Annotated in this window: 24 protein-coding genes and 1 tRNA gene; 10 read left to right on the forward strand and 15 right to left on the reverse strand. The window is 58.2% G+C overall.

Going from position 1 to position 24,126, the window contains the following annotated elements; all coding sequences use genetic code 11:
- Positions 1-22 precede the first annotated feature (22 nt).
- The 9 genes from IEV00_RS04635 to IEV00_RS04675 form a co-directional block, all read right to left on the reverse strand.
- Positions 23-1,534 carry a glycoside hydrolase family 32 protein gene (locus IEV00_RS04635; RefSeq protein WP_188359118.1) on the reverse strand — a complete coding sequence of 504 codons (1,512 nt, stop codon included), beginning with the start codon at positions 1,532-1,534 and terminating at the stop codon, positions 23-25.
- 155 nt (positions 1,535-1,689) lie between these two features.
- Positions 1,690-2,067, reverse strand: a complete 378-nt coding sequence (gene rplL, locus IEV00_RS04640; RefSeq protein ID WP_188359119.1) for a 50S ribosomal protein L7/L12 — start codon at positions 2,065-2,067, stop codon at positions 1,690-1,692.
- A 110-nt stretch (positions 2,068-2,177) separates the two neighbouring features.
- Complete coding sequence (gene rplJ, locus IEV00_RS04645; RefSeq protein WP_188359120.1) at positions 2,178-2,714, reverse strand: 50S ribosomal protein L10; 537 nt, start codon at positions 2,712-2,714, stop codon at positions 2,178-2,180.
- 275 nt (positions 2,715-2,989) lie between these two features.
- Positions 2,990-4,012 carry an ABC transporter ATP-binding protein gene (locus IEV00_RS04650; RefSeq protein ID WP_188359121.1) on the reverse strand — a complete coding sequence of 341 codons (1,023 nt, stop codon included), beginning with the start codon at positions 4,010-4,012 and terminating at the stop codon, positions 2,990-2,992.
- A gap of 97 nt (positions 4,013-4,109) precedes the next feature.
- On the reverse strand, positions 4,110-4,805 hold the full coding sequence (rplA, locus tag IEV00_RS04655; protein ID WP_188359122.1) for a 50S ribosomal protein L1: 696 nt from the start codon (positions 4,803-4,805) through the stop codon (positions 4,110-4,112).
- 121 nt (positions 4,806-4,926) lie between these two features.
- Positions 4,927-5,355, reverse strand: a complete 429-nt coding sequence (gene rplK / locus IEV00_RS04660; protein WP_188359460.1) for a 50S ribosomal protein L11 — start codon at positions 5,353-5,355, stop codon at positions 4,927-4,929.
- Between the two features lie 456 nt (positions 5,356-5,811).
- On the reverse strand, positions 5,812-6,567 hold the full coding sequence (nusG, locus tag IEV00_RS04665; RefSeq protein WP_188359123.1) for a transcription termination/antitermination protein NusG: 756 nt from the start codon (positions 6,565-6,567) through the stop codon (positions 5,812-5,814).
- A gap of 71 nt (positions 6,568-6,638) precedes the next feature.
- Positions 6,639-6,908 carry a preprotein translocase subunit SecE gene (gene secE, locus IEV00_RS04670; protein WP_188359124.1) on the reverse strand — a complete coding sequence of 90 codons (270 nt, stop codon included), beginning with the start codon at positions 6,906-6,908 and terminating at the stop codon, positions 6,639-6,641.
- A gap of 86 nt (positions 6,909-6,994) precedes the next feature.
- A tRNA-Trp gene (locus IEV00_RS04675) sits at positions 6,995-7,067 on the reverse strand.
- Positions 7,068-7,316: 249 nt separating this feature from the next.
- Here IEV00_RS04675 and IEV00_RS04680 point away from each other — a divergent pair.
- A complete protein-coding gene (locus tag IEV00_RS04680; RefSeq protein WP_188359125.1) occupies positions 7,317-8,522 on the forward strand; it encodes a pyridoxal phosphate-dependent aminotransferase in 1,206 nt (401 codons plus the stop codon).
- 331 nt (positions 8,523-8,853) lie between these two features.
- Positions 8,854-9,885: a 6-phosphofructokinase gene (locus tag IEV00_RS04685; RefSeq protein ID WP_188359126.1), complete on the forward strand. Its 1,032-nt coding sequence runs from the start codon at positions 8,854-8,856 to the stop codon at positions 9,883-9,885.
- A gap of 222 nt (positions 9,886-10,107) precedes the next feature.
- On the opposite strand, the gene ygfZ is transcribed toward IEV00_RS04685, so the two are convergent.
- The 3 genes from ygfZ to IEV00_RS04700 form a co-directional block, all read right to left on the reverse strand.
- Entirely contained in the window at positions 10,108-11,241 is a 1,134-nt protein-coding gene (ygfZ, locus tag IEV00_RS04690; RefSeq protein ID WP_188359127.1) for a CAF17-like 4Fe-4S cluster assembly/insertion protein YgfZ, read from the reverse strand.
- Between the two features lie 2 nt (positions 11,242-11,243).
- Entirely contained in the window at positions 11,244-11,918 is a 675-nt protein-coding gene (locus IEV00_RS04695) for a nitrobindin family protein (protein ID WP_188359128.1), read from the reverse strand.
- Between the two features lie 250 nt (positions 11,919-12,168).
- Positions 12,169-12,915, reverse strand: a complete 747-nt coding sequence (locus IEV00_RS04700) for a hypothetical protein (protein ID WP_188359129.1) — start codon at positions 12,913-12,915, stop codon at positions 12,169-12,171.
- A 214-nt stretch (positions 12,916-13,129) separates the two neighbouring features.
- Between IEV00_RS04700 and IEV00_RS04705 the strand changes: the two genes are divergently transcribed.
- From IEV00_RS04705 to IEV00_RS04730, 6 genes are all read left to right on the forward strand, one after another.
- A complete protein-coding gene (locus IEV00_RS04705; protein ID WP_188359130.1) occupies positions 13,130-13,825 on the forward strand; it encodes a winged helix-turn-helix transcriptional regulator in 696 nt (231 codons plus the stop codon).
- Between the two features lie 128 nt (positions 13,826-13,953).
- Complete coding sequence (gene mshD, locus IEV00_RS04710) at positions 13,954-14,991, forward strand: mycothiol synthase (protein ID WP_188359131.1); 1,038 nt, start codon at positions 13,954-13,956, stop codon at positions 14,989-14,991.
- A 32-nt stretch (positions 14,992-15,023) separates the two neighbouring features.
- Positions 15,024-17,264 carry an RNA degradosome polyphosphate kinase gene (locus IEV00_RS04715; protein WP_188359132.1) on the forward strand — a complete coding sequence of 747 codons (2,241 nt, stop codon included), beginning with the start codon at positions 15,024-15,026 and terminating at the stop codon, positions 17,262-17,264.
- 96 nt (positions 17,265-17,360) lie between these two features.
- Positions 17,361-18,356 carry an NUDIX hydrolase gene (locus IEV00_RS04720; protein WP_188359133.1) on the forward strand — a complete coding sequence of 332 codons (996 nt, stop codon included), beginning with the start codon at positions 17,361-17,363 and terminating at the stop codon, positions 18,354-18,356.
- Positions 18,357-18,372: 16 nt separating this feature from the next.
- Positions 18,373-19,197 (forward strand): thymidylate synthase, encoded by an 825-nt coding sequence (locus IEV00_RS04725; RefSeq protein WP_188359134.1) that lies wholly within the window; start codon positions 18,373-18,375, stop codon positions 19,195-19,197.
- A 2-nt stretch (positions 19,198-19,199) separates the two neighbouring features.
- Positions 19,200-19,805, forward strand: coding sequence for a dihydrofolate reductase (locus IEV00_RS04730; RefSeq protein ID WP_188359135.1), 606 nt, complete (start codon positions 19,200-19,202; stop codon positions 19,803-19,805).
- Positions 19,806-19,849: 44 nt separating this feature from the next.
- On the opposite strand, the gene IEV00_RS04735 is transcribed toward IEV00_RS04730, so the two are convergent.
- Positions 19,850-20,551 carry a putative endonuclease domain-containing protein gene (locus IEV00_RS04735; protein WP_188359136.1) on the reverse strand — a complete coding sequence of 234 codons (702 nt, stop codon included), beginning with the start codon at positions 20,549-20,551 and terminating at the stop codon, positions 19,850-19,852.
- Between the two features lie 490 nt (positions 20,552-21,041).
- Here IEV00_RS04735 and asd point away from each other — a divergent pair, with 490 nt between their 5' ends.
- Together asd and IEV00_RS04745 are read left to right on the forward strand one after the other, a co-directional pair.
- Positions 21,042-22,181: an aspartate-semialdehyde dehydrogenase gene (gene asd / locus IEV00_RS04740; protein ID WP_188359137.1), complete on the forward strand. Its 1,140-nt coding sequence runs from the start codon at positions 21,042-21,044 to the stop codon at positions 22,179-22,181.
- 18 nt (positions 22,182-22,199) lie between these two features.
- Positions 22,200-22,604 (forward strand): GntR family transcriptional regulator, encoded by a 405-nt coding sequence (locus tag IEV00_RS04745; RefSeq protein ID WP_188359138.1) that lies wholly within the window; start codon positions 22,200-22,202, stop codon positions 22,602-22,604.
- Here IEV00_RS04745 and IEV00_RS04750 read toward each other — a convergent pair.
- A complete protein-coding gene (locus IEV00_RS04750; RefSeq protein WP_229723057.1) occupies positions 22,601-22,993 on the reverse strand; it encodes a TIGR02611 family protein in 393 nt (130 codons plus the stop codon). The two genes, IEV00_RS04745 and IEV00_RS04750, sit on opposite strands and share 4 nt — an antisense overlap.
- 36 nt (positions 22,994-23,029) lie before the next feature.
- On the reverse strand, positions 23,030-24,124 hold the full coding sequence (locus IEV00_RS04755; RefSeq protein ID WP_188359139.1) for a UDP-N-acetylmuramate dehydrogenase: 1,095 nt from the start codon (positions 24,122-24,124) through the stop codon (positions 23,030-23,032).
- Positions 24,125-24,126 lie beyond the last annotated feature (2 nt).

The following is a 24,126-nucleotide window of genomic DNA, read 5'->3' on the forward strand; positions in this document are numbered from 1 at the left end:
CCTCTACGCTGCCTATTACCCGCTAGCGGGACTTCTTCAAAGACCACACCCGAAGGTCCTTCACAGAACCCCCAGCAGACTCTCCCGTGGCTGTGCGAAGAGAAATAGACTCAATAGCCCCGTGAAAGTAGGTTCGCGCGGTAAACGACTCCGCACCGTCATCAAGAAAAACCTCGGTTGCCGAAGCGTCCACCAGCAGGTCAAGGGTGTGGGTGCCCGCCTCAGCCAGGGTTCGACGGCGCCGCTCTCCGCCAACCGTATAGCGGGTTCCGGCGCGGCTCATCTCGGCGGACGAAGACGCAAGGGTGAGCACCAGGGCCTCCCCTTTTTTGTCTCGGATGACCAGCTCGACCGGCCCGGCCGAGACGTCAGCGGTAGCGGAGATCCTCAAGGTCCGCTCCCCCGCCAGCGCCTGCAGGCTACCGGTTTTATCAAGCTCAGCTGAGACTTCTTCAAGAGCATCTTCCAGCTGTTCCACCGGCGCCTGGAAAACCTTACCCCCACTGAGAGTCAGGGTACGCGGATAGGTCAGCATGTGCACCCAGTGATTGCCCCAGGAGGGCTGGTCATCCTGAGAGGCATTGCCCATCCAGGCCAGCAGGGTTGCGCTCGCGCCATCTTGGTTGAGCCCGCTCATCACCTGCGGGGCATAGAACTCGAATCCGGCATCAAGCTCCGTGAAAGAGGTGGTCACCTCAAAACGGTTCCCCCGCAGGTGCCCCACCACATAACCGCACTGGAAAATATTGTTGTACAGCTCGCCCTGGGCCCCCAAGCCCTGGGGGCAAAACAGCAAAACGTCAAATATCTCGCCGGTCTGCTGATCCTTCAGAGGAAAGAGCACCGGGCACTCAAACATATAACCAAAATTGTTCAGCGAGGGGTCAGAGAACTCAAACTCCCCACCAAAGCTCCATTGGCGGCGATCCTCGGAGGTGTAGTAGACAATCGCCCCGGTCTCATTCTCCCGCTGCGCGCCGAGAACAGCCCACCACACGCCGTCCCGAAGAAAAACATGGGGGTCGCGATAGTGGGCGGTATAGCCCTGAGCCGGGCCCGAGATCAGGGGATTCTGCGGATAACGCTCGAAAGTTTCACCGTTATCTGAAGAGGTAAAAAGATTCTGGTAAGTCTCGCGGTTGCCCTGCTCATCTTTAACGTTGCCCGTGTAGAAAAATTCCAGCTGCCCTTCGGGGGTAACGATGCCCGATCCCGAGTAGCAACCGTTTTTGTCGTACCAGTGGGTGGGGGCAACTGCGGTCTGGTCGTCCTTCCAGTGGGTCAGATCCGTGGACGTCGCGTGCCGCCAGAAAACCGAGCGGGTGGGGTGGATGGGGGAGAACTGGTAGAAGGCGTGGTAAACACCGTCTTTGAATACCAGGCCGTTAGGGTCATTGAGCCGGCCTACCGGGGGTGCCAGGTGCAGGGCGGGATAGTCGGGGTCGGCTACCACCTGCTCGCGATACTTCTGATAGGCATCTTCAGCTTTCTGAAGAACTTCCTCAGCTTGCAGACTCATCGTAGGCTCAGACATACACCCAGCATCCTTTGTGTCAAACGTTTGTCACATTAAGCCTAAGGTACCCACGCCAACTTCTCAAACATAAAAACCGCAGGGCGGCACCGTTTGCACGGTACCGCCCTGCGATACAAAGACTTTCGATAGAAAACCTATCGAGAAGAACCGAATTACTTGAGGGTAACGGTTGCGCCTGCGCCCTCGAGCTGCTCCTTAGCCTTCTCAGCGTCTTCCTTGGAAGCGCCTTCGAGGATGGGCTTGGGTGCGCCGTCAACCAGGTCCTTAGCTTCCTTCAGACCCAGGGAAGTCAGTGCGCGAACTTCCTTAATAACTGCAATCTTCTTGTCGCCAGCGGACTCGAGGATAACGTCGAATTCATCCTTCTCGTCAGCTGCAGCAGCGTCGCCGCCTGCTGCGCCTGCAACTGCAACGGGTGCTGCTGCGGTAACGTCGAATTCTTCCTCGAATGCCTTAACGAATTCGGAAACCTCTACGAGGGAGAGTTCCTTGAATGCTTCAATGAGTTCTTCGATGGAGAGCTTAGCCATTATTTAGGCTCCTTCTTTATCAGGTGTAGGGCTTGACCTACATTTGAAATCTGTGGGTTTTGCCCGCTATGCGCGAGCGAGCTGAATACTCAGCGGGGAAGCAGAGTAACTTACTCGGCGTCCTCTGCGGGAGCTTCTTCTGCTGCTGCAGGAGCTGCACCCTCTGACTCTTCGAGCTTGATGCGCAGAGCGTCGACAGTGCGTGCAATCTTGGAGAGTGCACCCTTTGCGCCACCTGCAACCTTTGCCAGCAGAACCTCGCGAGATTCGAGGCTTGCGAAGCGGTCAACGCCAGCCTGATCCAGAGCTTCACCGTCGTAGTAACCGCTCTTGATAATCAGCTGGGGGTTTTCCTTGGCGAAGTCACGCAGTGCCTTAGCAGCGTCAATGAATTCACCGTTGATGAATGCAATTGCGCTAGGACCTGCAAGCTGACCCTCGAATGCATCGATGCCAGCTTCCTTTGCTGCGATACCAGCAAGGGTGTTCTTCACCACGGCATATTCGGTCTCAGCACCCAGTGCGCGGCGCAGCTCCTTGAGCTTTGCCACGGTGAGACCACGATACTCAGTGAGAACAACTGCGTTTGAGCCTTCGAAGCGTTCCTTCAGCTCGGAAACAGCAGCGATCTTTTCCTGTGTCGCCATGGTATTCCTTCCGATTCTTGGTCACCGGTCGAGCTCTCATTACCTTCGGCAATAAAAAAACCTCGGCGCGCAAGCGACGAGGTTGAACACAGGCATAGTTTTAGATTCCTCAGAATCCTCTGTGTTTACTTCTATCACCTACGCGGGCGGTTCTTGTGAACTCTTATCTGCCTGCTTGCTCTCGCATGCGGGCACAGACCGGCGGTCTTTGGTTCTTCTATTCAACCACAGCGGGAGCTTCTAAGACAAGAACGACCAGCCTTAAGCGGCCTTAATCACGGTGTTTCGGTGAAGAGGTGAACGTCTGCCGCTTTGATTCCCACCTCATAGTGCTCCGCGGGTGTTGCCTCGGCGGTTGGGTTCTCCAGCCACCTCAGCACTGTCCCTGCCGAAAGGCGCACGCGCACTCCCCCGCGCGCCGTCCAGAAGGTATCGGCCGCCAACTCGCCGGCGCACAGCAGGCCACCGAGGGTCAGGCGGGACTCTCGCAGGACGACGTCACTGCGGTTCTCCGCCTCACCGCGGCTGAGCGCGGTGGCGCGCACCGCGACCGTGCCCTCCTTGGTTTCAACTTCGCTCAGCGCCGGGTAGCCGGTGAGCCGGGCGACGGAGAGGCTAGCGGGTCTCTGCAAGATTTCGGCGGGGCTACCCACCTGCTCGAATACTCCGTGGGCGAGAACCGCCACGCGCTGGCCCAGTTGCAGGGCCTCATTTTGATCGTGGGTAATGTAGAACCCCAAAAAACCAAGATCAGTGTGAAGCTGCTGAATTTCAGTTCTGATGGTTGCAGACAGCTCTTCATCGACGCTCGAGAGCGGCTCATCGAAGAGCACCACCGGCGCCTTGCGGATCAGGGCCCGAGCAATACCCACCCGCTGGGCCTGGCCACCCGAAAGCTGGGCGGGCTTACGGTTCTGCAAATCGTGGAGTTGGAGAATGTCCAGCAGGTAGTCCAGCAAGTCCCGGTCGAGTTCTTGAGTAAAACCCCTCAGCCGGGTTCCAAACAAAATATTTTCCCGGGCGGTGAGATGGGGGTAGAGAATGGGCTTCTGAAAGATATAGCTGACCTGCCCGCGTTTTAGGGGCTGCCCGGCAAAGGTGATACTTCCGGCATCGGACTTCTCAAGCCCCGCGATAGCCTTCAGCAGGGTAGTCTTTCCGGCACCGGAGGCACCGATGACGGTCACGAGCTCACCGGGAGCCAGAGCAAGATTCAGCGAGCGCAAAACATCCACCGTCTCGCCCCGCTGGCTAAAACGCTTTGAGAGATTCTCGATTACAAGCCCTGACTCTGCCATAGTTTCCTATTCTCTCACCGCTACCCCAGAAGACAAAGAAGCTCCCCTCCCGGGGCGGGAGGGGAGCTCCTTGAGCTAGCTATGCACTAAGAAAAACTTAGGCAGCTACCTCTGAGGGGTCAACGGGTACACCGGGACCGAAGGTGGTTGCCACGGTGACCTTGGAAATGTAGCGACCCTTTGAGGATGAGGGCTTCAGGCGGTTAACCTCTTCGAGAACAGCCTCGAAGTTCTGCTGCAGCTGCTCAGCGGAGAAGGATGCCTTACCGATGATGAAGTGCAGGTTAGCGTTACGGTCAACGCGGAAGTCAACCTTACCGCCCTTGATGTCCTTAACAGCCTTGGTAACGTCCATGGTCACGGTGCCGGTCTTGGGGTTGGGCATCAGGTTACGGGGACCGAGCACCTTACCCAGGCGGCCAACCTTACCCATGAGGTTGGGGGTAGCAACAGCTGCATCGAAGTCAGTCCAGCCACCGGCGATCTTAGCGATCAGCTCGTCTGAACCAACAAAGTCTGCGCCTGCTGCTTCTGCTTCTGCAGCCTTATCGCCTTCTGCGATAACGACGACGCGGGCGGTCTTACCGGTGCCGTTGGGCAGGTTAACGGTGCCGCGCACCATCTGGTCTGCCTTGCGGGGGTCAACGGAAAGACGCATTGCAACCTCAACGGTTGCGTCGGTCTTGGTGGAAGAGGTTTCCTTAGCAAGTGCAACCGCTTCAGCGGGGGTGTAGAACTTGCCCTCTTCAATCTTGGCTACAGCTGCCTGGTACGCTTTGCTGCGCTTTGCCATCTGCTTATCTCCTTATGCAGTTGTGGTCTCAATGAGCCGCGCTGGACTCTGCCACATGCCCCGTTTCTCGGGGCTTTATACGTTCAAAATTCCAAACGGATGTTTGGTTGAGCGAGTCGAGTTACTTAACCTCGATGCCCATGGAGCGTGCGGTGCCCGCAATGATCTTCGCTGCTGCGTCGATGTCATTTGCGTTGAGGTCGGGCATCTTGGTCTCAGCGATCTCGCGAACCTGAGCCTCGGTGATGGAGCCAACCTTCTGGGTGTGGGGCACGCCTGAACCCTTGGCAACGCCGGCAGCCTTCTTGATCAGGCCGGATGCCGGAGGGGTCTTGGTGATAAAGGTGAATGAACGGTCTTCGTACACGGTGATTTCAACCGGAACGATGTTGCCGCGCATGGATTCAGTTGCAGCGTTGTAAGCCTTGCAGAATTCCATGATGTTGACGCCGTGCTGACCGAGCGCGGGACCAACTGGAGGAGCGGGGTTTGCCGCACCTGCCTGAATCTGCAGCTTAATGAGGCCTGCGACCTTCTTCTTGGGAGCCAATGTAAGCATCCTTTTCTTAGCTGATGAACCAACGCACAGGAGCGTGACGCTGGCGGGTGGCAACCGTGGCGCGGTTGCCGGGCATGCGCGAACCAAGCGTGGGAACGCACATACAAACCAATATTCTAACGCTTCGCCCTGCTTTAAGCCACGGGTGCGGGGCTCGGGCAGTGTCTACTTAAGCACAGCGCCGTCTTCGTCCACTTCGATTCCTAGACGGTCTGAGGGGTTCCGCCAACCTCCCTTAAGCCAGCCCCGATGCCAGTTGGCTAGAACCCCTCAGGCCGACTCGAAAGTCGTTTGTACAGGGTTATCTCACACGTACAGAGTTACCTCTGTACACCCGAGACAATCCTGTACAAACCGCCGTCGGCACCACGACACCCCAGTACAAACAACCCCAACGCAAAAGAGCCCGCCACCCCAAGGGGCAACGGGCTCTCAGAGCTAAAGTTTTTAGACCTTGGAAACCTGGTTGAAGTTCAGGGTTACCGGGGTCTCGCGCTCGAAGACCGAAATGAGCACAACCAGCGATGAAGACTCGGGCTTGATTTCAGAGATGGTTGCGGGCATGCCCTCGAAAGGACCTTCCTTGACGGTTACTGCCTCGCCCACCTCGAAACCGGTCTCAATCTGAGGTGCCGGAGCAGCGGCAACGCCAGCTTCAGCCTGCTCTGCCTCAAAGACCGGTGCCAGCATATCGACAACCTCGTTCAGGCGCAGGGGAACCGGGTTATAGGCATCCTGGCCAACGAAGCCGGTTACACCGGGGGTATGGCGAACAACGCCCCAGGTCTCATCGGTAAGGTTCATGCGAACCAGCACGTAGCCGGGAATACGAACACGGCGCACCAGCTTCTTGGTGGTGTTCTTGATTTCCACGACTTCTTCCATAGGAACCTGAATCTCGAAGATATCGTCGTCAGCATTCAGGGTCTGAGCGCGGGATTCGAGGTTGGTCTTCACGCGGTTCTCGTAGCCTGCGTAGGTGTGAACCACGTACCAGTCGCCTTCTTGACGGCGCAGCTTGGACTTGAATTCTTCGAGAGGGTCAACAGCCGGTGCTTCTTCAGCAGCCTCTGCCTCTTCAGCCTCTTCGATAACCTCGGTTGCGGCAACCTCAACAGCTTCTACAGGCGCGTCTTCGGCGGTAGCCTGCTCGGAAGTCTCTGCGACTTCCTCAGCTTCGTGCTGAACTTCCTGCTCTGACACGGTCTCTCCTACTTTCTTGATCAGTTACCAGCTTGCGCTACATCTACGCGCTGAAAATTTTCTTATAAATTCTAGCTCAGTGGTCCGTTACCGAACACCCAGAATGCTAGCTGGCCAAAGACCCAGTCCAGACCAAAAATCAAAAACATCATGAAGAGCACAAAAACCAGAACAATTACCACGTAGTTAAAGAGCTCGCGACCGGTAGGGGTTACTACCTTCTTGAGCTCCGCGATAACCTCGCGGAAAAATTGGAAGATTCGACCGAAGAATCCGCGACGCTTCTCTTCGCCGGAATCGCGTTTACTCGCGGCGGTTCCGTTAGCGGCAGTTTCAGCCATATCGGCCCGCCCCTTTCATGATTTCTTTTACATAAAGCACGCAATTTCTTGCGTGCTTTGAGTGAATTTTTATGGGAGCTGTTTTGCAGGGCGGACAGGACTCGAACCTGCAACCTGCGGTTTTGGAGACCGCTGCTCTACCAATTGAGCCACCACCCTTTGAACTTTCGTTCGGGTTGGCCATGCTTTTGGGCGTAGGCCAGCGCTGTTCGGTTGCGAACAACATGTACCACTCTAAAGTATTTATGCGGCTTTGGCAATTTGAGTTTCTTCGGCGTTGCGCATTTCACGAGATCAGCGGGGTTTCGGGCAGTTTTTTAGGTGGCTGCGCTTGTGACTACTGCTTTTTATCGCCAGCCCACTTACGATAGAAAGCAGACCAACTCTCTCAATTCAGGAAGTGACACTATGCCCTCGGCTCGTATCTCCCCTCGCATCGCGGCAATTGCCCCCTCTGCCACCCTGGCCGTTGACGCCAAGGCTAAAGCGCTCAAGGCTGAGGGACGCCCGGTTATCGGCTTTGGTGCCGGTGAGCCCGACTTTCCCACTCCGGCTTATATTGTGGACGCCGCCCGCGCGGCTCTCGAGGATCCGAAGAACTTCCGCTACAGCCCGGCTGCGGGTCTTCCCGAGCTGAAGAAGGCCATTGCGGAGAAAACTCTGCGTGATTCCGGCGTGAGCATTGATCCTTCACAGATTGTGGTCACCAACGGCGGTAAGCAGGCGGTCTACGAGGCTTTCGCCACCGTGATCGGCGAAGGCGACGACGTCCTTCTCCCCGCTCCCTACTGGACCACCTACCCCGAGGCTATCCGCCTGGCCGGCGGCAACCCCATTGAGGTCTTTGCCGGTTCTGAGCAGGAATACAAGGTCACCCCCGAAATGCTCGATGAGGCTTACACCCCCGAGACCAAGGCTCTGATTTTTGTATCGCCGTCTAACCCCACCGGTGCGGTCTACACCCCCGAAGAGACCAAGGCTATTGGCGAGTGGGCTCTTGAGAAGGGCGTTTTCGTGATTTCAGATGAAATCTACGAGCACCTCACCTACGATGGCACCCCCTTCACCTCGATTATCAAGGCTGTGCCCGCCCTGGCTGACTACGCCGTCATTCTCAACGGTGTGGCCAAGACCTACGCTATGACCGGCTGGCGCGTGGGCTGGCTCTACGGTCCCGCCGACGTCGTCAAGGCGGCCACCAACCTACAGTCCCACCTGTCTTCTAACGTCAATAACGTTGCTCAGATGGCTGCGTTGACGGCTGTTTCTGGTTCCCTGGACGCCGTCGAAGAGATGCACCGGGCTTTCGACCGCCGCCGCAAGATGATTGTGGAGGGTCTCAACGCCATTGACGGCGTCGTCTGCCCCACCCCCAAGGGTGCTTTCTACGTCTACCCCGACGTGCAGGGGCTGCTGGGTAAGACCATTGCGGGTAAGACCCCGCAGACCTCTGCCGAGCTGGCTGAAATTATCTTGGAAGAGGCAGAGGTTGCCGTGGTGCCCGGTGAGGCTTTCGGCCCCTCCGGCTACCTGCGCCTCTCCTATGCTCTGGGCGACGACGACATTGCCGAGGGAATCGAGCGCATTCAGAAGCTGCTGGCAACTGCGAAGTAATCTCTCTGCGCCCAACGGTGGATTTTAGGCTTAAATCCGGCTGATTTAAGCCTAAAATCCACCGTTCGCGTTTAAGAGTTCAGGTGAAAAACACACCTAACACTGTGACTAAGCGCTTCAAAAAACCCATAACCCACCGCACCCCACACCTGTCAACACAAGCCCAAAAGCACTAGAATGGGTTTCGAGACATTTTCCGCGAAAAATTGCGATTTTGCGGTGTGTAGCCCTAGGTTACGCACCGACAAAAGGCACATAAACGCAACACCAACGCGGAGTAAAAAATAAACAAATCCACGAGCCCAGCTCGCGGAGAAGGAGATCTAAATCCATGAAGATTGGTCTACTCACCTCAGGCGGCGACTGCCCCGGCCTTAACGCTGTGATTCGCGGTGCCGTGCTCAACGGCGTCAAGACCTACGGCCACGAGTTCGTTGGCTTCCGCGACGGCTGGCGCGGTGTTGTGGAAGGCGACTACATGGACCTTCCCCGCACCAAGGTTCGCGGTCTGGCTCGCCAGGGCGGCACCATTCTGGGTACCTCCCGCACCAACCCCTTCGACGGCCCCAACGGCGGCCCCGAAAACATCGAAATCATGATGGAACGCAACGAGATCGATGCAATCGTTGCAATCGGTGGCGAGGGCACCCTGGCAGGCGCTAAGCGCCTGGCTGACGCGGGCCTGCCCGTGGTTGGCGTTCCCAAGACCATTGACAACGACCTTCAGGCAACCGACTACACCTTCGGTTTCGACACCGCGGTTTCCATTGCAACCGACGCTATGGACCGCCTGCGCACCACCGGCGAGTCCCACCACCGTGCCATGGTGGCAGAGGTTATGGGCCGCCACGTGGGTTGGATTGCTCTGCACTCCGGTATGTCCGCAGGTGCCCACGCGGTGCTGATTCCCGAGCAGCAGGTTTCTATGGAGCAGGTTGCCAAGTGGGTTTCTGAGGTTCACGAGCGCGGCCGCTCTCCCCTGGTTGTTGTGGCTGAGGGCTTCATTCCCGAAGGCTTCGACGAGGTTCTGCACAACAAGGGTGTAGAGAAGGACGGCCGCCCCCGCCTGGGCGGTATCGGCGACTACGTCACCCAGGAGATTGAGCGTCTGACCGGCATTGAAACCCGCAACACCATTCTGGGCCACATTCAGCGCGGTGGCGCCCCCACCGGTTTTGACCGTGTGCTGGCAACCCGCCTGGGCATGGCCGTGACCGATATGGTTCACGATAAGGAATGGGGCAAGATGGTTGCTCTGCAGGGCACCGAGATTAACCGCGTTGATCTCTCGGTTGCTCTGGACGGCCTGAAGACTGTTCCCCAGCATCGTTGGGAAGAGGCAAAGGTTCTCTTCGGCCGCTAAGCCTCTCGAGCCAGAGAATACGCTCTCGGCATCTTCTTCAAAAAACGCCTGCCAGCCTTCAGAGGGCTGGCAGGCGTTTTTAGTGGGCATGAGTGGCGAATTCGCCGGCCGAGTGGCCATTTTTATACCGTTTTTCGCAGATTTTCGGTTCAAAAATGGCCTCTCGAAAAGCCCTGAAGAATTAATCGCCTCAAAACCTTATACCTGAAAAAGTTTGAGGCCCTACCTACGCAGGAAGTCCCCCATGTCGCGTCGTCCTACCGTCTGCCCCGCCTCGGGCGAAACAATCACGGTCTGCGCGGCGGCATACTGGGCGGGGGTATCAGCGTTAGTCGTTTCGTCAACCACCCGCAGTTCAGCGGCGGGATCAACGTTGCGCTTGATTACCGCCAAAGCGATAGAGCCGGCTTCCCAGTGCTGGGCTACCGAGGTAACGCGCCCCACCTTCTTGCTGCCCGCGTAGACACTGGAGCCTGCAGCGGGCAGGGTGTGCTCGGAGCCGTCCAGGTCAAGAAAAACCAGCCTGCGCGGCGGGTGCCCCAGGTTGTGCACCCGCGCGATGGTCTCCTGCCCCTTGTAGCAGCCCTTATTCATGTGGACGGCGGTGCGCATGAGGTCGAGCTCGTGGGGTATGGTCTTCTCGTCCACCTCGGTGCCGAAGCGCGGCCGCCAGGCCTCAATCCGCAGGGCCTCAGCTGCCCAAACGCCTGCCAGCGATACCGAAGAAGCAATCTCCATCAAATCTGAGCGGTTAACAATAGTGAAGAAGCGCTTGAAGTCAGCGCCGGGGTGCTCCTGCTCGGAAACCTCGGCGTAGGAGTGGCCACCTGCAGTAATGCCCGGCCAGGGGTCTTCCCAGATGACGCCGGCCGCCAGCTTTTCGGGCGCTGTCTCGGCGGTGCGCGGGTCGGCTGTTGAGCTCAGGACCGCATATGTATCGCTCACGTCTGCGATTTCCACGCGGAGCATGAACTTCATGGAGTCCAGGTATTCTGCAAGGTCAGCGGCCTGGCTACCCTCGCAGATCAGCCACACCTTCTCGCCGTCGTCCACCGCATAGGCGGCAAAGTCAATGCGGCCCTGTACCGAGAGCAAGAGCAGCTCGGTGGATTCACCGGCAGAAAGTCCTGCCAGCACCTGGGAGGAGATGGTGGTCAGCCAGGAGAGCCGGTCAGGGCCGCTCACGGTCACCACGCCCAGGTGGGAGTAGTCTGCGAGCACAAACTTCTCGGCACCGAGCACCAGGCGGCGCTGTTCCTTCAGCGGCTCACCGTAGTGGGCGGCAACGCCGGCGTCGGGGCCGGTTGCCTCAAAGACTCCAAAAGCTGAGAGCAGAGGACTGGTATAAGCAGACATTCCTACTTCTCATCTCCGTTGGCATCAGACTCAGCGCCGGTCTCAAAAAGGTGGGAGCCCAGATCCATACCGCTCATGGAGCTGGTCTTGCGCAGTTCGGCCGAGGCGTGCTTGTGCAGCTTGCCCTTTTCGTCGGCAACCTCCCAGTCCCACATCAGGTTGCTATTGACCAGGCCCCAGAGGCGCACCGAACCGGCGTAGTCCTTAGAGATAGAGTCGCGCATCAGGTTGGCGGTCTGCATGCGAACCACCGGTCCCTTAATCAGGCCCGAGTAGTTTTCGCTAATGCCTCCGGGGTGATTGATGGTGGCGAGAATATTAAAACCGTCGTCTCCGTTGCGCAGTTTTTCAACGGACTCGGCATCGGGGTGAACGGGCACTACATCGGCGGCCCTGAGGCCGGGGCCGACGTCGCCGTCCACCTGGGCACGGTCCAGCTGCCAGAAGCCGGTCTCAACGGTCAAGGGGCGCAGCTTGTTACCCTGGTCATCGAGCAGGAAGGACTCTGCGCGGTATTCGATAAAGGGCAGGCCGTCCTGGGAAAAAGTAATAATCTGCCCGAAGTTGGTGCCCTCTGCTTCTGGGTACCAGAGGGTGCCGGTGCCCTCCCAGGTGCCGAGCAACCATGAGAAAGGAACCAGTTCGGGAGTGAGGTTAGTGGGGATTTCAATAGGCATAGCCACCAGTCTAGTAGCCTGTGGGAACCCAAGAAAGCCCGATAAAAAAACCCGCCCCCATCATAGAGGGCGGGTTACTGGCGCTACTGGCTACTTTGCCGCGGCGCCGCTATTGTTTCGTATTTCTTCGAGTCTTACTTCTGACCGCGGAAAAGACCCATGAGCACCGCTGCCATGAAGCCAGCAATGCACAGACCTGCTACGCCCAGAAGGCAGAGGAAGAAGATTTCAAGTGCTACTAACATGTGATTCACCCTATCACGGGTGAGATGGAGATCGCGATGACATAGGCGACTACGCCCACAAATGCTACGGGTGTTACGCCCAAGGTTACGGCGCCGCGACGGGGGCCGTCTTTGGGGCTGGCAGAAATCATGCGTATTCCGAAGGCGCCGATTACCAGGGCAAGACCTAGGCCAATAAGCAGAATGGACGAGGTATCTCGGGAGGTCTGCTGAAGATCGGCTATGGCAATCCAGCCGGCGGTAGAGATGGCGGCCAGCACGCCCGAAACGCAGGAGATCACCGACTCAAGGCGGCCCACTGAACCCTCACCGCGCACCAGCTCAACGATAAAGCTGGCGACAATGCCCACCGCCGCCACCGCGGGCAAAAGGGCTAGCCGGTAGATACCGTGGTCCATCAGCGCAAACCCCACGGCAAAGAGGCCAGAGACCAAAATAATGGTGGAGTGCGAGTAGATACGCTCTACCCGGCGCAGTTCTGCCACGCCGGTTGCCGCGGGCCAGCCCCCGGCGATCAGGGCTACCACCACCACGGCGATGACGGCGGTGGCTACGGGGTGGATAAGGGCTGAAGCAATCAGGGCGAGCAGGGTCAGCACCGCAGAGAAGCCCACCAGCTGGTAGCGGGAGCGGGGAGTGGCTCCGATGGCGCCCACTCGCCCGGAGTAAACAAAGCGGTCTCTGCGCTCACGCAACTGGGGCACAAAGTTGCGATAGCGCGAGGTGTGAACGGTGGTCTGCTTTTGACTCAAGGTGATTCCGACATTCTTTCGTGTTGCGCGCTGGGCATGGGAACAGAAGTATCGGGAGTGATCTTCTATTACGTTCTATTGTGACACTGAATCTTTGTTTGTGAGACAAAGTTATCAATTCATATACCGAACGTTTAATATTGGGAGAATACTGAGTGAGTTAGTCAGAGCCCAAAATGCCGGATGCACATGTGAAAGTTGGTGGGGTACAAAAATGATGCGAATCGCCCTCTTGTCCGATTCCTCAGCCCCCTACAACGAGCTCATTCCTTCCCTCGACCTGCTCAGCCACGAGGTACAAACCTTCCCCCAGTCGGTGCAGACTGGCGCGCTTGAGTCCAACCACCCCGACGTCATTATGATTGACGCAACCAGCGCGCTGGTGGGTGCCCGCAACACCGCCCAGATGCTCAAAAGCGGCGGGGTTTCTGCCCCCGTTCTTATGGTCTTAACCGAGGGCGGCATGGCTGCGGTTTCTGCCACCTGGCTGGTGGACGACGTGCTACTGCCCGGCGTTGGCCCCGCCGAGCTAGAGGCCCGGCTTCGGTTGGCAACAGCCCAGAGCCAGGAATCGGCCGATGAAGACGACTCCATTATTAAGTCGGGGGCGGTGCTCATTGACGAGGCTTCATATACCGCCCGTCTCGACGGCGCTCCGCTGAACCTCACCTACAAGGAATTTGAGCTGCTGAAGTTCCTGGCCCAGCACACCGGCAGGGTCTTCACCCGCGCCCAGCTGCTCTCTGAGGTCTGGGGCTACGACTACTACGGCGGCACCCGCACGGTCGATGTACACGTGCGCCGCCTACGTTCCAAGCTGGGCACCGAGCACGAGCACCTGATTTCTACGGTGCGCAATGTTGGCTACTGTTTCAACACCCCTAAGTCCTCAGACAAATCAGATAAATAGGGGTTTAGGTGAACGCAGCATGAACTTTTACTCTTGGCGCCTGATCTGGCCCCGGCTGCGAGCTGAAGAAACATGTGGCGCCTGAGACAACCGGTAGAGTAGAAAAATAGTAGGTTTCAGGAGGCACCGTGTCTGTATCATCTTCCCCCCAGCCCGCCGGGCAGCCGCTTTGGGTAGGTAGCATCGATTCATCAGCCCTGGCTGATTTTGAGCGCTTTGTGCAGGAGGTTCATACCGAAGACGGCACCCCGGCTTTCTCCGAGCAGACCCTGGTAGAGGTGCGCAAGGCTGCCTCCGCTTCAGGGCAGAAGTCCCAGCAGCAGCCCGTGAGCTTCTGGCTGAGCGAGCAGGGACAGCTTCACGCTCTAGCGGTGATTCTGCCGCCCACCGACCAGGCCGCGGGCACCATCGAAGCCGCCGTAGCGCCGTCCTACCGCGGCCGGGGGCTGGGGCGGAAACTCGCCGATGCGTTGGCCACCTATCTCGCCGATAATCCCGGCGAATTTAACCTCTGGGCCCACCAGATTCGCGGTGAGGCGGGAGCCGAGCCGACCGCCCACGCCGAGCACCTGGCGAGTGCCCTGGGCTTTCGGCCCGTTCGAGATTTGCGGAAGATGGCGCTGGCGCTGACCGATAGTTCGCGGGAGAAGATTAAGGACGCCGCCGTAGCGGCTTCCCTGCCGCAGGGCCTGGAGCTGACCACCTTTGTGCCGGGTGAGGACGACGCCGCCTGGCTAGAGCTCAACGCGGCGGCCTTTGCCAACCACCCCGAGCAGGGATCGCTCACTCAGGCAGATTTAGACGAGCGCGTGAACAGCGACTGGTTCAGGGCTGAGGGCTTCTTCATTGCCAGAGACGGCAAAGATTTTGCGGGCTACCACTGGACCAAGATTCCCGCGGGCCAGCACGAAGAGGGCGAGGTCTACGCGGTGGGTATTTCACCGGCCTGGCAGGGAAAGGGCCTGGGCCGGGCACTGACTCTGGCGGGTATGAACTACCTGGCTCAGGCAAGCGCCGAGGGTGAATCACTTGAAAAAATTGCCCTCTACGTGGATGCCGAGAACGTCGCGGCGGTCAAGCTCTACGAGTCGCTGGGCTTTGAGCCAGAGACCATCGACATTATGTACACCGCGCAGTTCCCCGCCGATTCTTCCTCCGACCACTAACAGGCTTTCATCCCTTGAACGAAAGGAAACCCATGAGCACTGAGGCCGCTAAGACAGCGTCGCAGGCAGCCACTGCCGAACCCCACCACCTCGGTGGCGACATCAACAAGATTGATCGAGCCGAAACCCAGGGTGACCGCATTGAGGTTCTCGAGAAGGTCAAGCTCCCCCACCTGGCGGGCGACTTTGGCCCCGAGCGCTTTCTCGACCGTGAAACCAGCTGGCTGGAGTTCAACACCCGCGTGCTAGAGCTGGCGGAAGACCCAGACCTCTATCTGCTGGAACGACTGAACTTCCTCTCCATCGTGGGCTCTAACCTCGACGAATTCTTTATGGTGCGCGTAGCTGGTCTGCGCCGCCGCATTGCCACCGGCATTGCTGTTCCCACCGCCTCGGGGCTCACCCCCGACGAGCAGATGGAGCAGATTTCTGAGTCTGCCCACGAGCTGATGAAGCGCTCCCACCGCTGCTTCCACCAGGAAATTCTGCCCGCTCTAGAGCAGGAAAAGCTGCGGATTGTGAAGTGGAACGAGCTCGAAGATGAAGCTCAGGCCAAGCTCACCCACTACTTCAAAGAAGAGCTCTTTCCGATTCTGACCCCACTGGCGGTTGACCCCGCCCACCCCTTCCCCTACATCTCGGGTCTCTCGCTAAACCTGGCTGTTGTGGTGCGCAACCCCCAGTCGGGCAAGGAGCTCTTTGCCCGTTTGAAGGTGCCCGATCAGATTGACCGCATGATTTCTATCGACGGCTCCCGCAACGTGAACTCTCCCTCCCGCGAGGCCCGGTTTATTGCCCTCGAAGACGTTATTGCCCAGCACCTGGACGTGCTCTTCCCCGGCATGGAGGTGGTGGAGCACCACGCCTTCCGTGTGACCCGCAACGAGGATTTGGAAGTAGAAGAGGACGACGCCGAGAACCTGCTGCAGGCGCTGGAGAAGGAGCTGCTGCGCCGCCGCTTTGGCCCTCCGGTGCGTCTGGAGGTCGAAGACACCATCAACCCCACCGTGCTGGAACTGCTAATTTCTGAGCTGCGTATTGAGGAGTCTGAGGTTTACAAACTCCCCGCCCCGCTGGATCTACGCGGGGTGGGGGCCATCGTCAAGGCTAACCGCCCGGCCCTGCACTACCCCAAGCACATCGCCCATACCTCGCGCCGTCTTAACGAAAACGAAACCGCTAAGGCAGCCAACGTTTTCGCGGCCACCCGCTCCCACGACGTCCTACTCCACCATCCCTACGATTCCTTCGCCACCTCGGTGCAGGCCTTCCTGGAGCAGGCTGCGGCAGACCCCAACGTCATGGCAATCAAGCAGACCCTCTACCGCACCTCCGGCGACTCCCCCATTGTGGATGCACTGATTGAGGCCGCGGAGGCGGGCAAGCAGGTTCTGGCCCTAGTGGAAATTAAGGCTCGCTTTGACGAAGAGGCAAACATTCGCTGGGCCCGTAAACTCGAGCGCGCAGGCGTGCACGTGGTCTACGGCATTGTGGGACTGAAAACCCACTGTAAGCTCTCGCTGGTGGTACGCAAGGAGGCAGACGGCCTGCGCCGTTACGCCCACATCGGTACCGGTAACTACCACCCCTCTACCGCCCGCTTCTACGAGGATTTGGGTCTGCTCACCTGCGATGCGCAGATTACCGAGGATGTCTCGCGCCTCTTTAACCAGCTCTCGGGTTACGCCCCGAAGACCACCTACAAGTCTCTGCTGGTGGCACCGCGGTCTATCCGCTCCGGCTTGATTGACTGCATTAACAAGGAAATCGAGCACAAGCTACAGGGCCGCAAGGCAAAGATTCAGATTAAGTGCAACTCTATGGTCGATGAAGCAATCATTGACTCCCTCTACCGCGCCTCTCAGGCAGGGGTGGAGGTCAATGTGGTGGTGCGCGGTATCTGCGCCCTGCGCCCCGGCGTGCCCGGACTCTCCGAGAACATCAAGGTGCGCTCAATTCTGGGTCGCTTCCTTGAGCACTCCCGCGTCTTCACCTTTGAAAACGCCGGCAAGCCCAAGATTTACATTGGCTCGGCTGATATGATGCACCGCAACCTTGACCGCCGTGTGGAGGCCCTGACCATCATCAAGTCAGAGGAAAACCAGAAGTACCTGCTCGACATGTTCGACCAGTACCTCTCGGAGAAAACCTCAAGCTGGCACCTGGAATCCGACGGCGAGTGGACCCGCCACCACCGTTCGGCAACAAATGAGCCCTTAACCGATGTGCAGTCTTTCTACCTCGCATCCCGCGAACGTAAGAAGACCAAATAGTTGGTTGATCAGGCACTAGAATGTCTTGGGAAAGTGTTCTTTCCCAAGACATTCTTTTATAGTCTTGTCTCAGCAACACACTAAGGTCAGGAACTCATGCCCAAAACACCGCTCTACAGCGCCCACCTGCGCGATGGTCAGCTTTCGGTTACCCGAACCCCTGCCAACACACCGGACGTCACCGCTGCCGGATGCCTGATTTGGCGACTGAACGAGGGCAAGCTTGAGGTTCTGGTAATTCACCGCCCCAACTACGACGACTGGTCATGGCCCAAGGGTAAGCAGGATCCCGGTGAGACCGTGGCAGAGACCGCCATTCGAGAGGTAAGCGAAGAGGTTAACCTTCAGGTGACCCTGGGGGTTCCTCTGGCGGTGACCAAGTACAAGGTGCGCGGGGGCAACAAGGAGGTCTTCTACTGGGCCGCTGAGGCTCCGGTGGGCTCCAAGGCAAAGGCAGACGAGGGCGAAGTCGATGAGCTGCGCTGGGTTTCTATCTCCCAAGCCCGTAAATTGCTCACCAACAAATCTGACCGGCAGCCCCTCGATGTGCTTGAGAAGCTCGCTGAGGAATCTGCCCTGGCTACTCGGCCGGTCATTATTGTTCGCCACGCCAAGGCGAAACCCCGCTCCTCCTGGAGCGCGGCTGAGGGCGAGCGCCCCCTGGCGGCCACCGGCAAGCGCCAGGCAATCTCTGTCTGCCGTCTACTGGAGGCATGGCGACCCGAAAAGGTCTATTCCTCCCCCTGGGTGCGGTGTATGCAGACCGTTATTAGCTATAACAAGTCCACCGGTGTGCCCATCAAAGAAAAGCCCGCCCTGACCGAAGCCGCCCACAAGCGTTCCCCCAAGAAAGCTGGCAAGGTAGTGGAGTCTCTCTTCGAGAAAAGCAACCCCGTTGCCCTGTGCACCCACCGGCCCGTCTTACCCACCGTGCTAGAGGTTTTGGCCAAGCATTGCAACAAGACCCTGGCTGGACATCTTCCCGAGAAAGATCCCTACCTGGCTCCCGGCGAAATGCTGGTACTTCAGGTCTCCCGTAGAAACCCCTCTCAGGTAGTTTCTCTGGAGCAGATCAAGCCCTTCGCTGACTGAGTTATAGTAAGAAGTGATGACTACTTCTATCCCCACGCCCTATGAAGATTTGCTCCGTGAAATCATCGAGCACGGCGAAGACAAGAGCGACCGCACCGGAACCGGTACCCGTTCTGTTTTTGGCCGCCAAATGCGCTTTGACCTGCGAGAATCCTTCCCGCTGATCACCACCAAGCGGGTTCACTTCAAGTCCGTTGCCCTGGAGCTGCTCTGGTTCTTGCGCGGAGAATCCAACGTGCGCTGGTTGCAGGAGCGCGGGGTGACTATCTGGGACGAATGGGCCGATGAGCACGGCGAGTTGGGTCCGGTCTACGGTGTGCAGTGGCGCTCCTGGCCCGCCGGCCACGGTGAAACCATCGACCAAATCGAAAAGGTCGTGGATTCTTTGAAGAACAACCCCGACTCACGGCGTCATATTGTCTCCGCCTGGAACCCGGCGGAGGTAGACGACATGGCGCTTCCTCCCTGCCACGCCCTCTTCCAGTTCTACGTCTCCACTCGAGCAGACGGTACCCGCGAGCTCTCCTGCCAGCTCTACCAGCGTTCTGCCGATATGTTCCTGGGGGTGCCCTTCAACATCGCTTCCTACGCTCTGCTCACCCAGATGATTGCCGAAGAGGTGGGTATGGAACCCGGAGAATTCGTCTGGACCGGCGGCGACTGCCACATCTACTCCAACCACTTTGAGCAGGTACGCGAGCAGCTGAGCCGTGAGCCCTACCCCTACCCCAAGCTGGTCATCAAGAACAAGAAGCAGTCTTTGGCCGACTACGAGTTCGAAGACTTTGAGCTCATCGACTACAAGCACCACCCCGGCATCAAAGCCCCGATTGCGGTCTAGGCATGACTAAGATTTTGGGCGCCGTCTGGGCGCAGGCTGCTAACGGGGTGATTGGTAGAGACGGCACCATGCCCTGGTACGCCCCCGAAGATTTAGCGCACTTCAAGTCAGTGACCCTGGGTTCTCCGGTGATTATGGGCCGGCTGACCTGGGAGTCTTTTCCTGCCCGCTTCAGGCCTCTGCCGGGCCGGCTCAACATTGTTGTTTCCTCAACTGTGGCTGAAGAGACGGAGCAGGGCGGCACCGGGCTTGATGGCGCCTCCCCCGAGAAGGACGGCGCGGTATGGGTGAGTTCTTTCGAGGCGGCCCTGGCGCGGGCAGAGTCTGAGTCCGGCGAGAAGGTCTGGCTGATCGGAGGCGGCCAGCTCTTTGAAGCAATACTGCCCCGCACCGACCTCCCCTATGTTGCCGGCGGGCGAGTCAGTCTGGTGGAACGGACCCTCTTTTCAGAGGCCGCCGACGGCGCCGCAACCGCCCCGGAACTCGATACCCGCTGGAAGCTGGCCGAAGCGTCGTCCTGGGAAACGAGCGAGAAGGGCTGGATTCAGCCGATGACCGGCGGTGAGAAACTACCCCTGGGCTACCGCTTCGAGACCTGGACCCGCTAGACCCCACCTCTCACGCGAGGGGTCACATATCGTTCAAAAAATAGCTAATTTGGGGTGTTTTTTGAATGATATGTGACCCCTCGGGCTTGGTTAAAGGCTCTCCGCACCAAAAGCACCGCTCGCGGCACCCAATCTTTCACCTCATGGTCGAACTCGGACTGGTAGAGATCCTTGGAAACGATACGGACTTCTTTCCACCCCATAGACTCTGTTCTCCTCTGACGATGAATATCTTTCTGCATTTGTTCGACTCCGCTATGGTGCTCTCCCTCGTACTGAATACTGATTCGCTCTTTCTCTACAGCAAGATCAGCTTGAAAGAGTAGCTCGCCATGCTCACCATAAACAGCTTTGTTGAGCGCCAAATCTTTTACACCGTGATCCTCAAGCAGCAAACGCAAAAGAGTTTCCTGCGCGGAGTCTGAACCGACCCGCGCTCGTTGGAGACAGAGCTTCAGTTTCTTGACGCCGCGTTCCCCGCGGTGGTTTCGGCAGAGGGCAAAAAGCTTGTCAATAGAAGTGAGCGGTTCAATGGTTCTGTAGCCTCCGTGAGCATTGATAGCTCCGTCTATCAGCTGAACTAACTGGTAGGGAGACAGCTCGTGAGAAAGATCGAAGACAGTGCGTTCCACCGAGGTTATAAGAACCCCTTTCCACATCACCTTTTCATCATCCCGCAGATTTTTAGTGCGAAAAGCTTGAACTTCTTTCCGACGCACAGCCCGAAAATCGCCGTCATTGAGCAAATAGATTTTCCGTTCATCCGCAGGTTGTCTAAACCACCAGTGTGGCAATCTCAGCATGTGAATCTCGGCAGCCGTGAAGTGAGAGAGCACAGCATGGGGTGAAATTTCGCAGATTTTGCGAGCAAGTTCAAGATACTCCGGCTGACCAGAGGTTTTATGTTCCTTGAATGGCTCAGAACGTTGCTGGCTCTATAGAGAGCAGAAGCTGATACTCCATGTATTTTTGCTTCATTTGTTGTAAACACAGATGGATAGATGTGATTCATAGCTAAATTTTTGCATTTAGATGTTGAATTCAACAGTAGTTTTTAAAATCTGTGGATAACTCCCCTCCTTCTCTCCGCGAGGGGTCACATATCGTTCAAAAAACACCCCAAATTAGCTATTTTTTGAACGATATGTGACCCCTCGCGGGAGGGAGGTTAAGCTTTCATTTCAGCATAAGAAAAGCGCCTATCTTCCCAGCTCGATAAAAGGTTAGACTGGGGTCATGACTTTTACTCCCGGCGACTCAGTAGGTTTTGTAGGATACCGCGGCATGGTGGGCTCCGTGCTCATGAACCGCATGCTCGAAGAAAACGACTTCGAGGGCATTAAGCCCGTCTTTTTCTCCACCTCGGCGGCTGGCAAGCCCGCCCCCACCTTCAACGGTGTGCTGGAGGAATCAACCCTAAAAGACGCCTACGATATTGAGGAGCTAGCCAAGCTACCCATTATTGTGACCACCCAGGGCGGCGACTACACCACCGCCGTGCGCAAGCAGCTCCACGATGCCGGCTGGAAGGGGCTCTGGATTGACGCCGCCTCAACCCTGCGCATGAAGGACGACTCGGTGATTGTGCTCGATCCCATCAACCGCGACGTCATTGACCGCGGCCTGGAATCTGGCGTGCAAGACTTTATCGGCGGTAACTGCACCGTCTCCTGCCTGCTCATGGGCCTGGGCGGCCTCTGGAAGCAGGGCCTGGTGGAGTGGGGAACTTCCATGACCTACCAGGCAGCCTCCGGTGGCGGCGCCCGCCACATGCGCGAGGTGCTCAAGCAGTTTGGCGATATCAACGGTTCTGTGCAGACCGAGCTGGCTGACCCCGCCTCTGCCATTCTAGAAATCGACCGCAAGGTGCTAGAGAAGCAGCGCTCGGGCGAACTCGATACCGAACAGTTTGAGGTGCCCCTGGCTGGTTCGCTAATCCCCTGGATCGACAAGGATCTTGGCAACGGCCAGTCCAAGGAAGAGTGGAAGGCCGATGCAGAGTCCAACAAGATTCTTGGCCTCGAAGGCGATGACCGCGTGATTCTCGACGGTCTGTGCGTTCGCATTGCCACCATGCGCTCCCACTCGCAGGCGCTGACCCTGAAGCTCAAAGAAGACCTCACCGTTGAAGAAATCGAGAAGATTATCGATGAGGACAACGAGTGGTCGAAGGTCGTACCCAACGAGCGCGAGGCCTCCATGCGAGACCTCACCCCCGTGGCGGCGTCCGGCTCGCTGACTATCCCGGTGGGCCGTATCCGCAAGCTGGCCATGGGCCCCGAGTACATCTCGGCATTTACCGTGGGCGACCAGCTTTTGTGGGGTGCAGCAGAGCCGATTCGTCGTATGCTTAAGATTGCGACCGGTACCCTCTAATCTCTGCGCGAGGTTCTTATGTCTGATCAGCTATCTGCCCAACCCGTATCCGCCGGGATTTCCGGCCTTAACCTCAGGGTAGACAAAGACTCTGACGTGCCTCCCTATGCCCAGTTGCGCCGCGCCATTATTGGTCTGCGGGCCTCCGGTGCCCTGGTTGCCGGTGATCGGCTGCCGCCCATGAGGTCTCTGGCCACCGAGCTGGGCCTGGCGGTCAACACCGTGGCCAAAGCTTATAAAGAGTTAGAGGCCGCAGGCGCCATTGAGACGCACGGGCGGGCAGGTAGCTTTATCACGGCGGTTGATACAACCGCGCAGAAAACCCACGAACTGACCAGCCGTTACATTTCTTCCATGCGGAAGTTAGGGCTTGAGGACGACGCTATTTTAGCGCTCTGCCAGCACGAGTTGGGCTTGGATTAGTGGTAGTGGCAGCCGGTGGGGCAATAGTGGTTAGTGTTGCCCCGCTGCTGCCAGAGGGCGTTGCGTTTGGCTAGACGGCGCTTGTAACGGCGGGCCTCCGCCGCGTGGAAAAAGGCCAGCACCTTGGCTTTGGCCCAGACATTGAGCCTGTGGGCCCAGTGAAATTCTGTGCCCCACAGACCCATGCCCAGAAAGATAAAGAGCCAGCCCGGGCCCGGGGTAACAAGCATGATAATGCCCGCCAAAATAAAGATGAGACCCAGGGTAATGACGACGCTGCGGTAGATGAGCCGCAGAAGGTAGTGCCTGCCCATGAAGCCCCGAAAGCGTTCCATGGCGCGGTGGATGGGGCCCGACTCGCTATCGGCAATCTCGTGGTGAATCGCCACGGTTTCCCCTCCCCTAGGCTCTCATTACCGATTATTTTAGAGACTTTCGCCCACGATCACGGGTTCAGGCACCAGCTTTACGCCGAAGGCTTGCAAAACTCCGTCTCGCACGGTGCGGGCAATGGCCAGCAGGTCGGCACAGCTTGCCCCACCGCGGTTAGTAATTGCCAGGGTGTGCTTGGTGGAGAGGGAAGCCCGGCCACCGGCAATCGCCGCTGAGTCACCCTCAAGGCCAAAGCCCTTATCGAAGCCAGCATGTTGAATTAGCCAGGCAGCGGAGAGCTTGGTCTTGCCCTCCATCACGGCCCCGCTGGTGGCATCGGTGACCGGGTAGCGCGGGGCTTCGTCGGGCAGGGAAGCCAGCAGGGCATCGTCCACAATCGGGTTGGTGAAGAAGGAGCCGGTGGAGAAAGTATCGCGATCGGCGGAGTCAAGCACCATGCCCTTGCCGGCGCGCAGGCGCAGCACGGTTTCACGAACCGTGGCGGAATCAGCGCGGTCGCCCACCTCTACACCCAGCTGGCGGGCCAGCTCAGCATAGCGAATCGGCGCCGAGAGGTTGCCCAGCGTGAACTGGAAGTCAACTGAGAGCACCACGTAGCGGGGAGAACCGTTGACCATGGACTGCTTAAGAATAGAATCTCGGTAGGAGAATTTGAGGTCGGCCAGGGCGAAAGTCTTGCGCTGGCCTGTTTCGCGGTCGTAGGTTCGCACCTGAGAGATAGTCTGTGCTACCTCGCAGCCGTAGGCCCCCACGTTCTGCACGGGAGTAGCGCCCACCACGCCGGGAATACCCGAGAGAGCCTCGATGCCCACCCACTCCTGAGAGATAGCGTATTCAACGAAGTCATCCCAGTTATGGCCGGCTGCCACCCGCACGTTAGCGCCACCGCAGGCGGGAATATCCAGCTTCTCAATGCCGGTGGAGGCAATGTGAACCACGGTGCCCTCAAAGCCCGAGTCGGCCACCAGGATATTGGATCCGCCGCCCACAATCAGCACCTTCTCGCCGGCAGCGTCAGCCGCTGCGACGGCGTCCATAATCTCCTGCTCGGTCTCGGCCCGCACGTACTTGCGCGCGGGGCCGCCCACAGCGGCAGTGGTCAGTTCAGATAAAAGCTTCTCAGTCACGG

This window comes from Rothia aerolata (assembly GCF_014635585.1).
Classification (GTDB): Bacteria; Actinomycetota; Actinomycetes; order Actinomycetales; family Micrococcaceae; genus Rothia; species Rothia aerolata.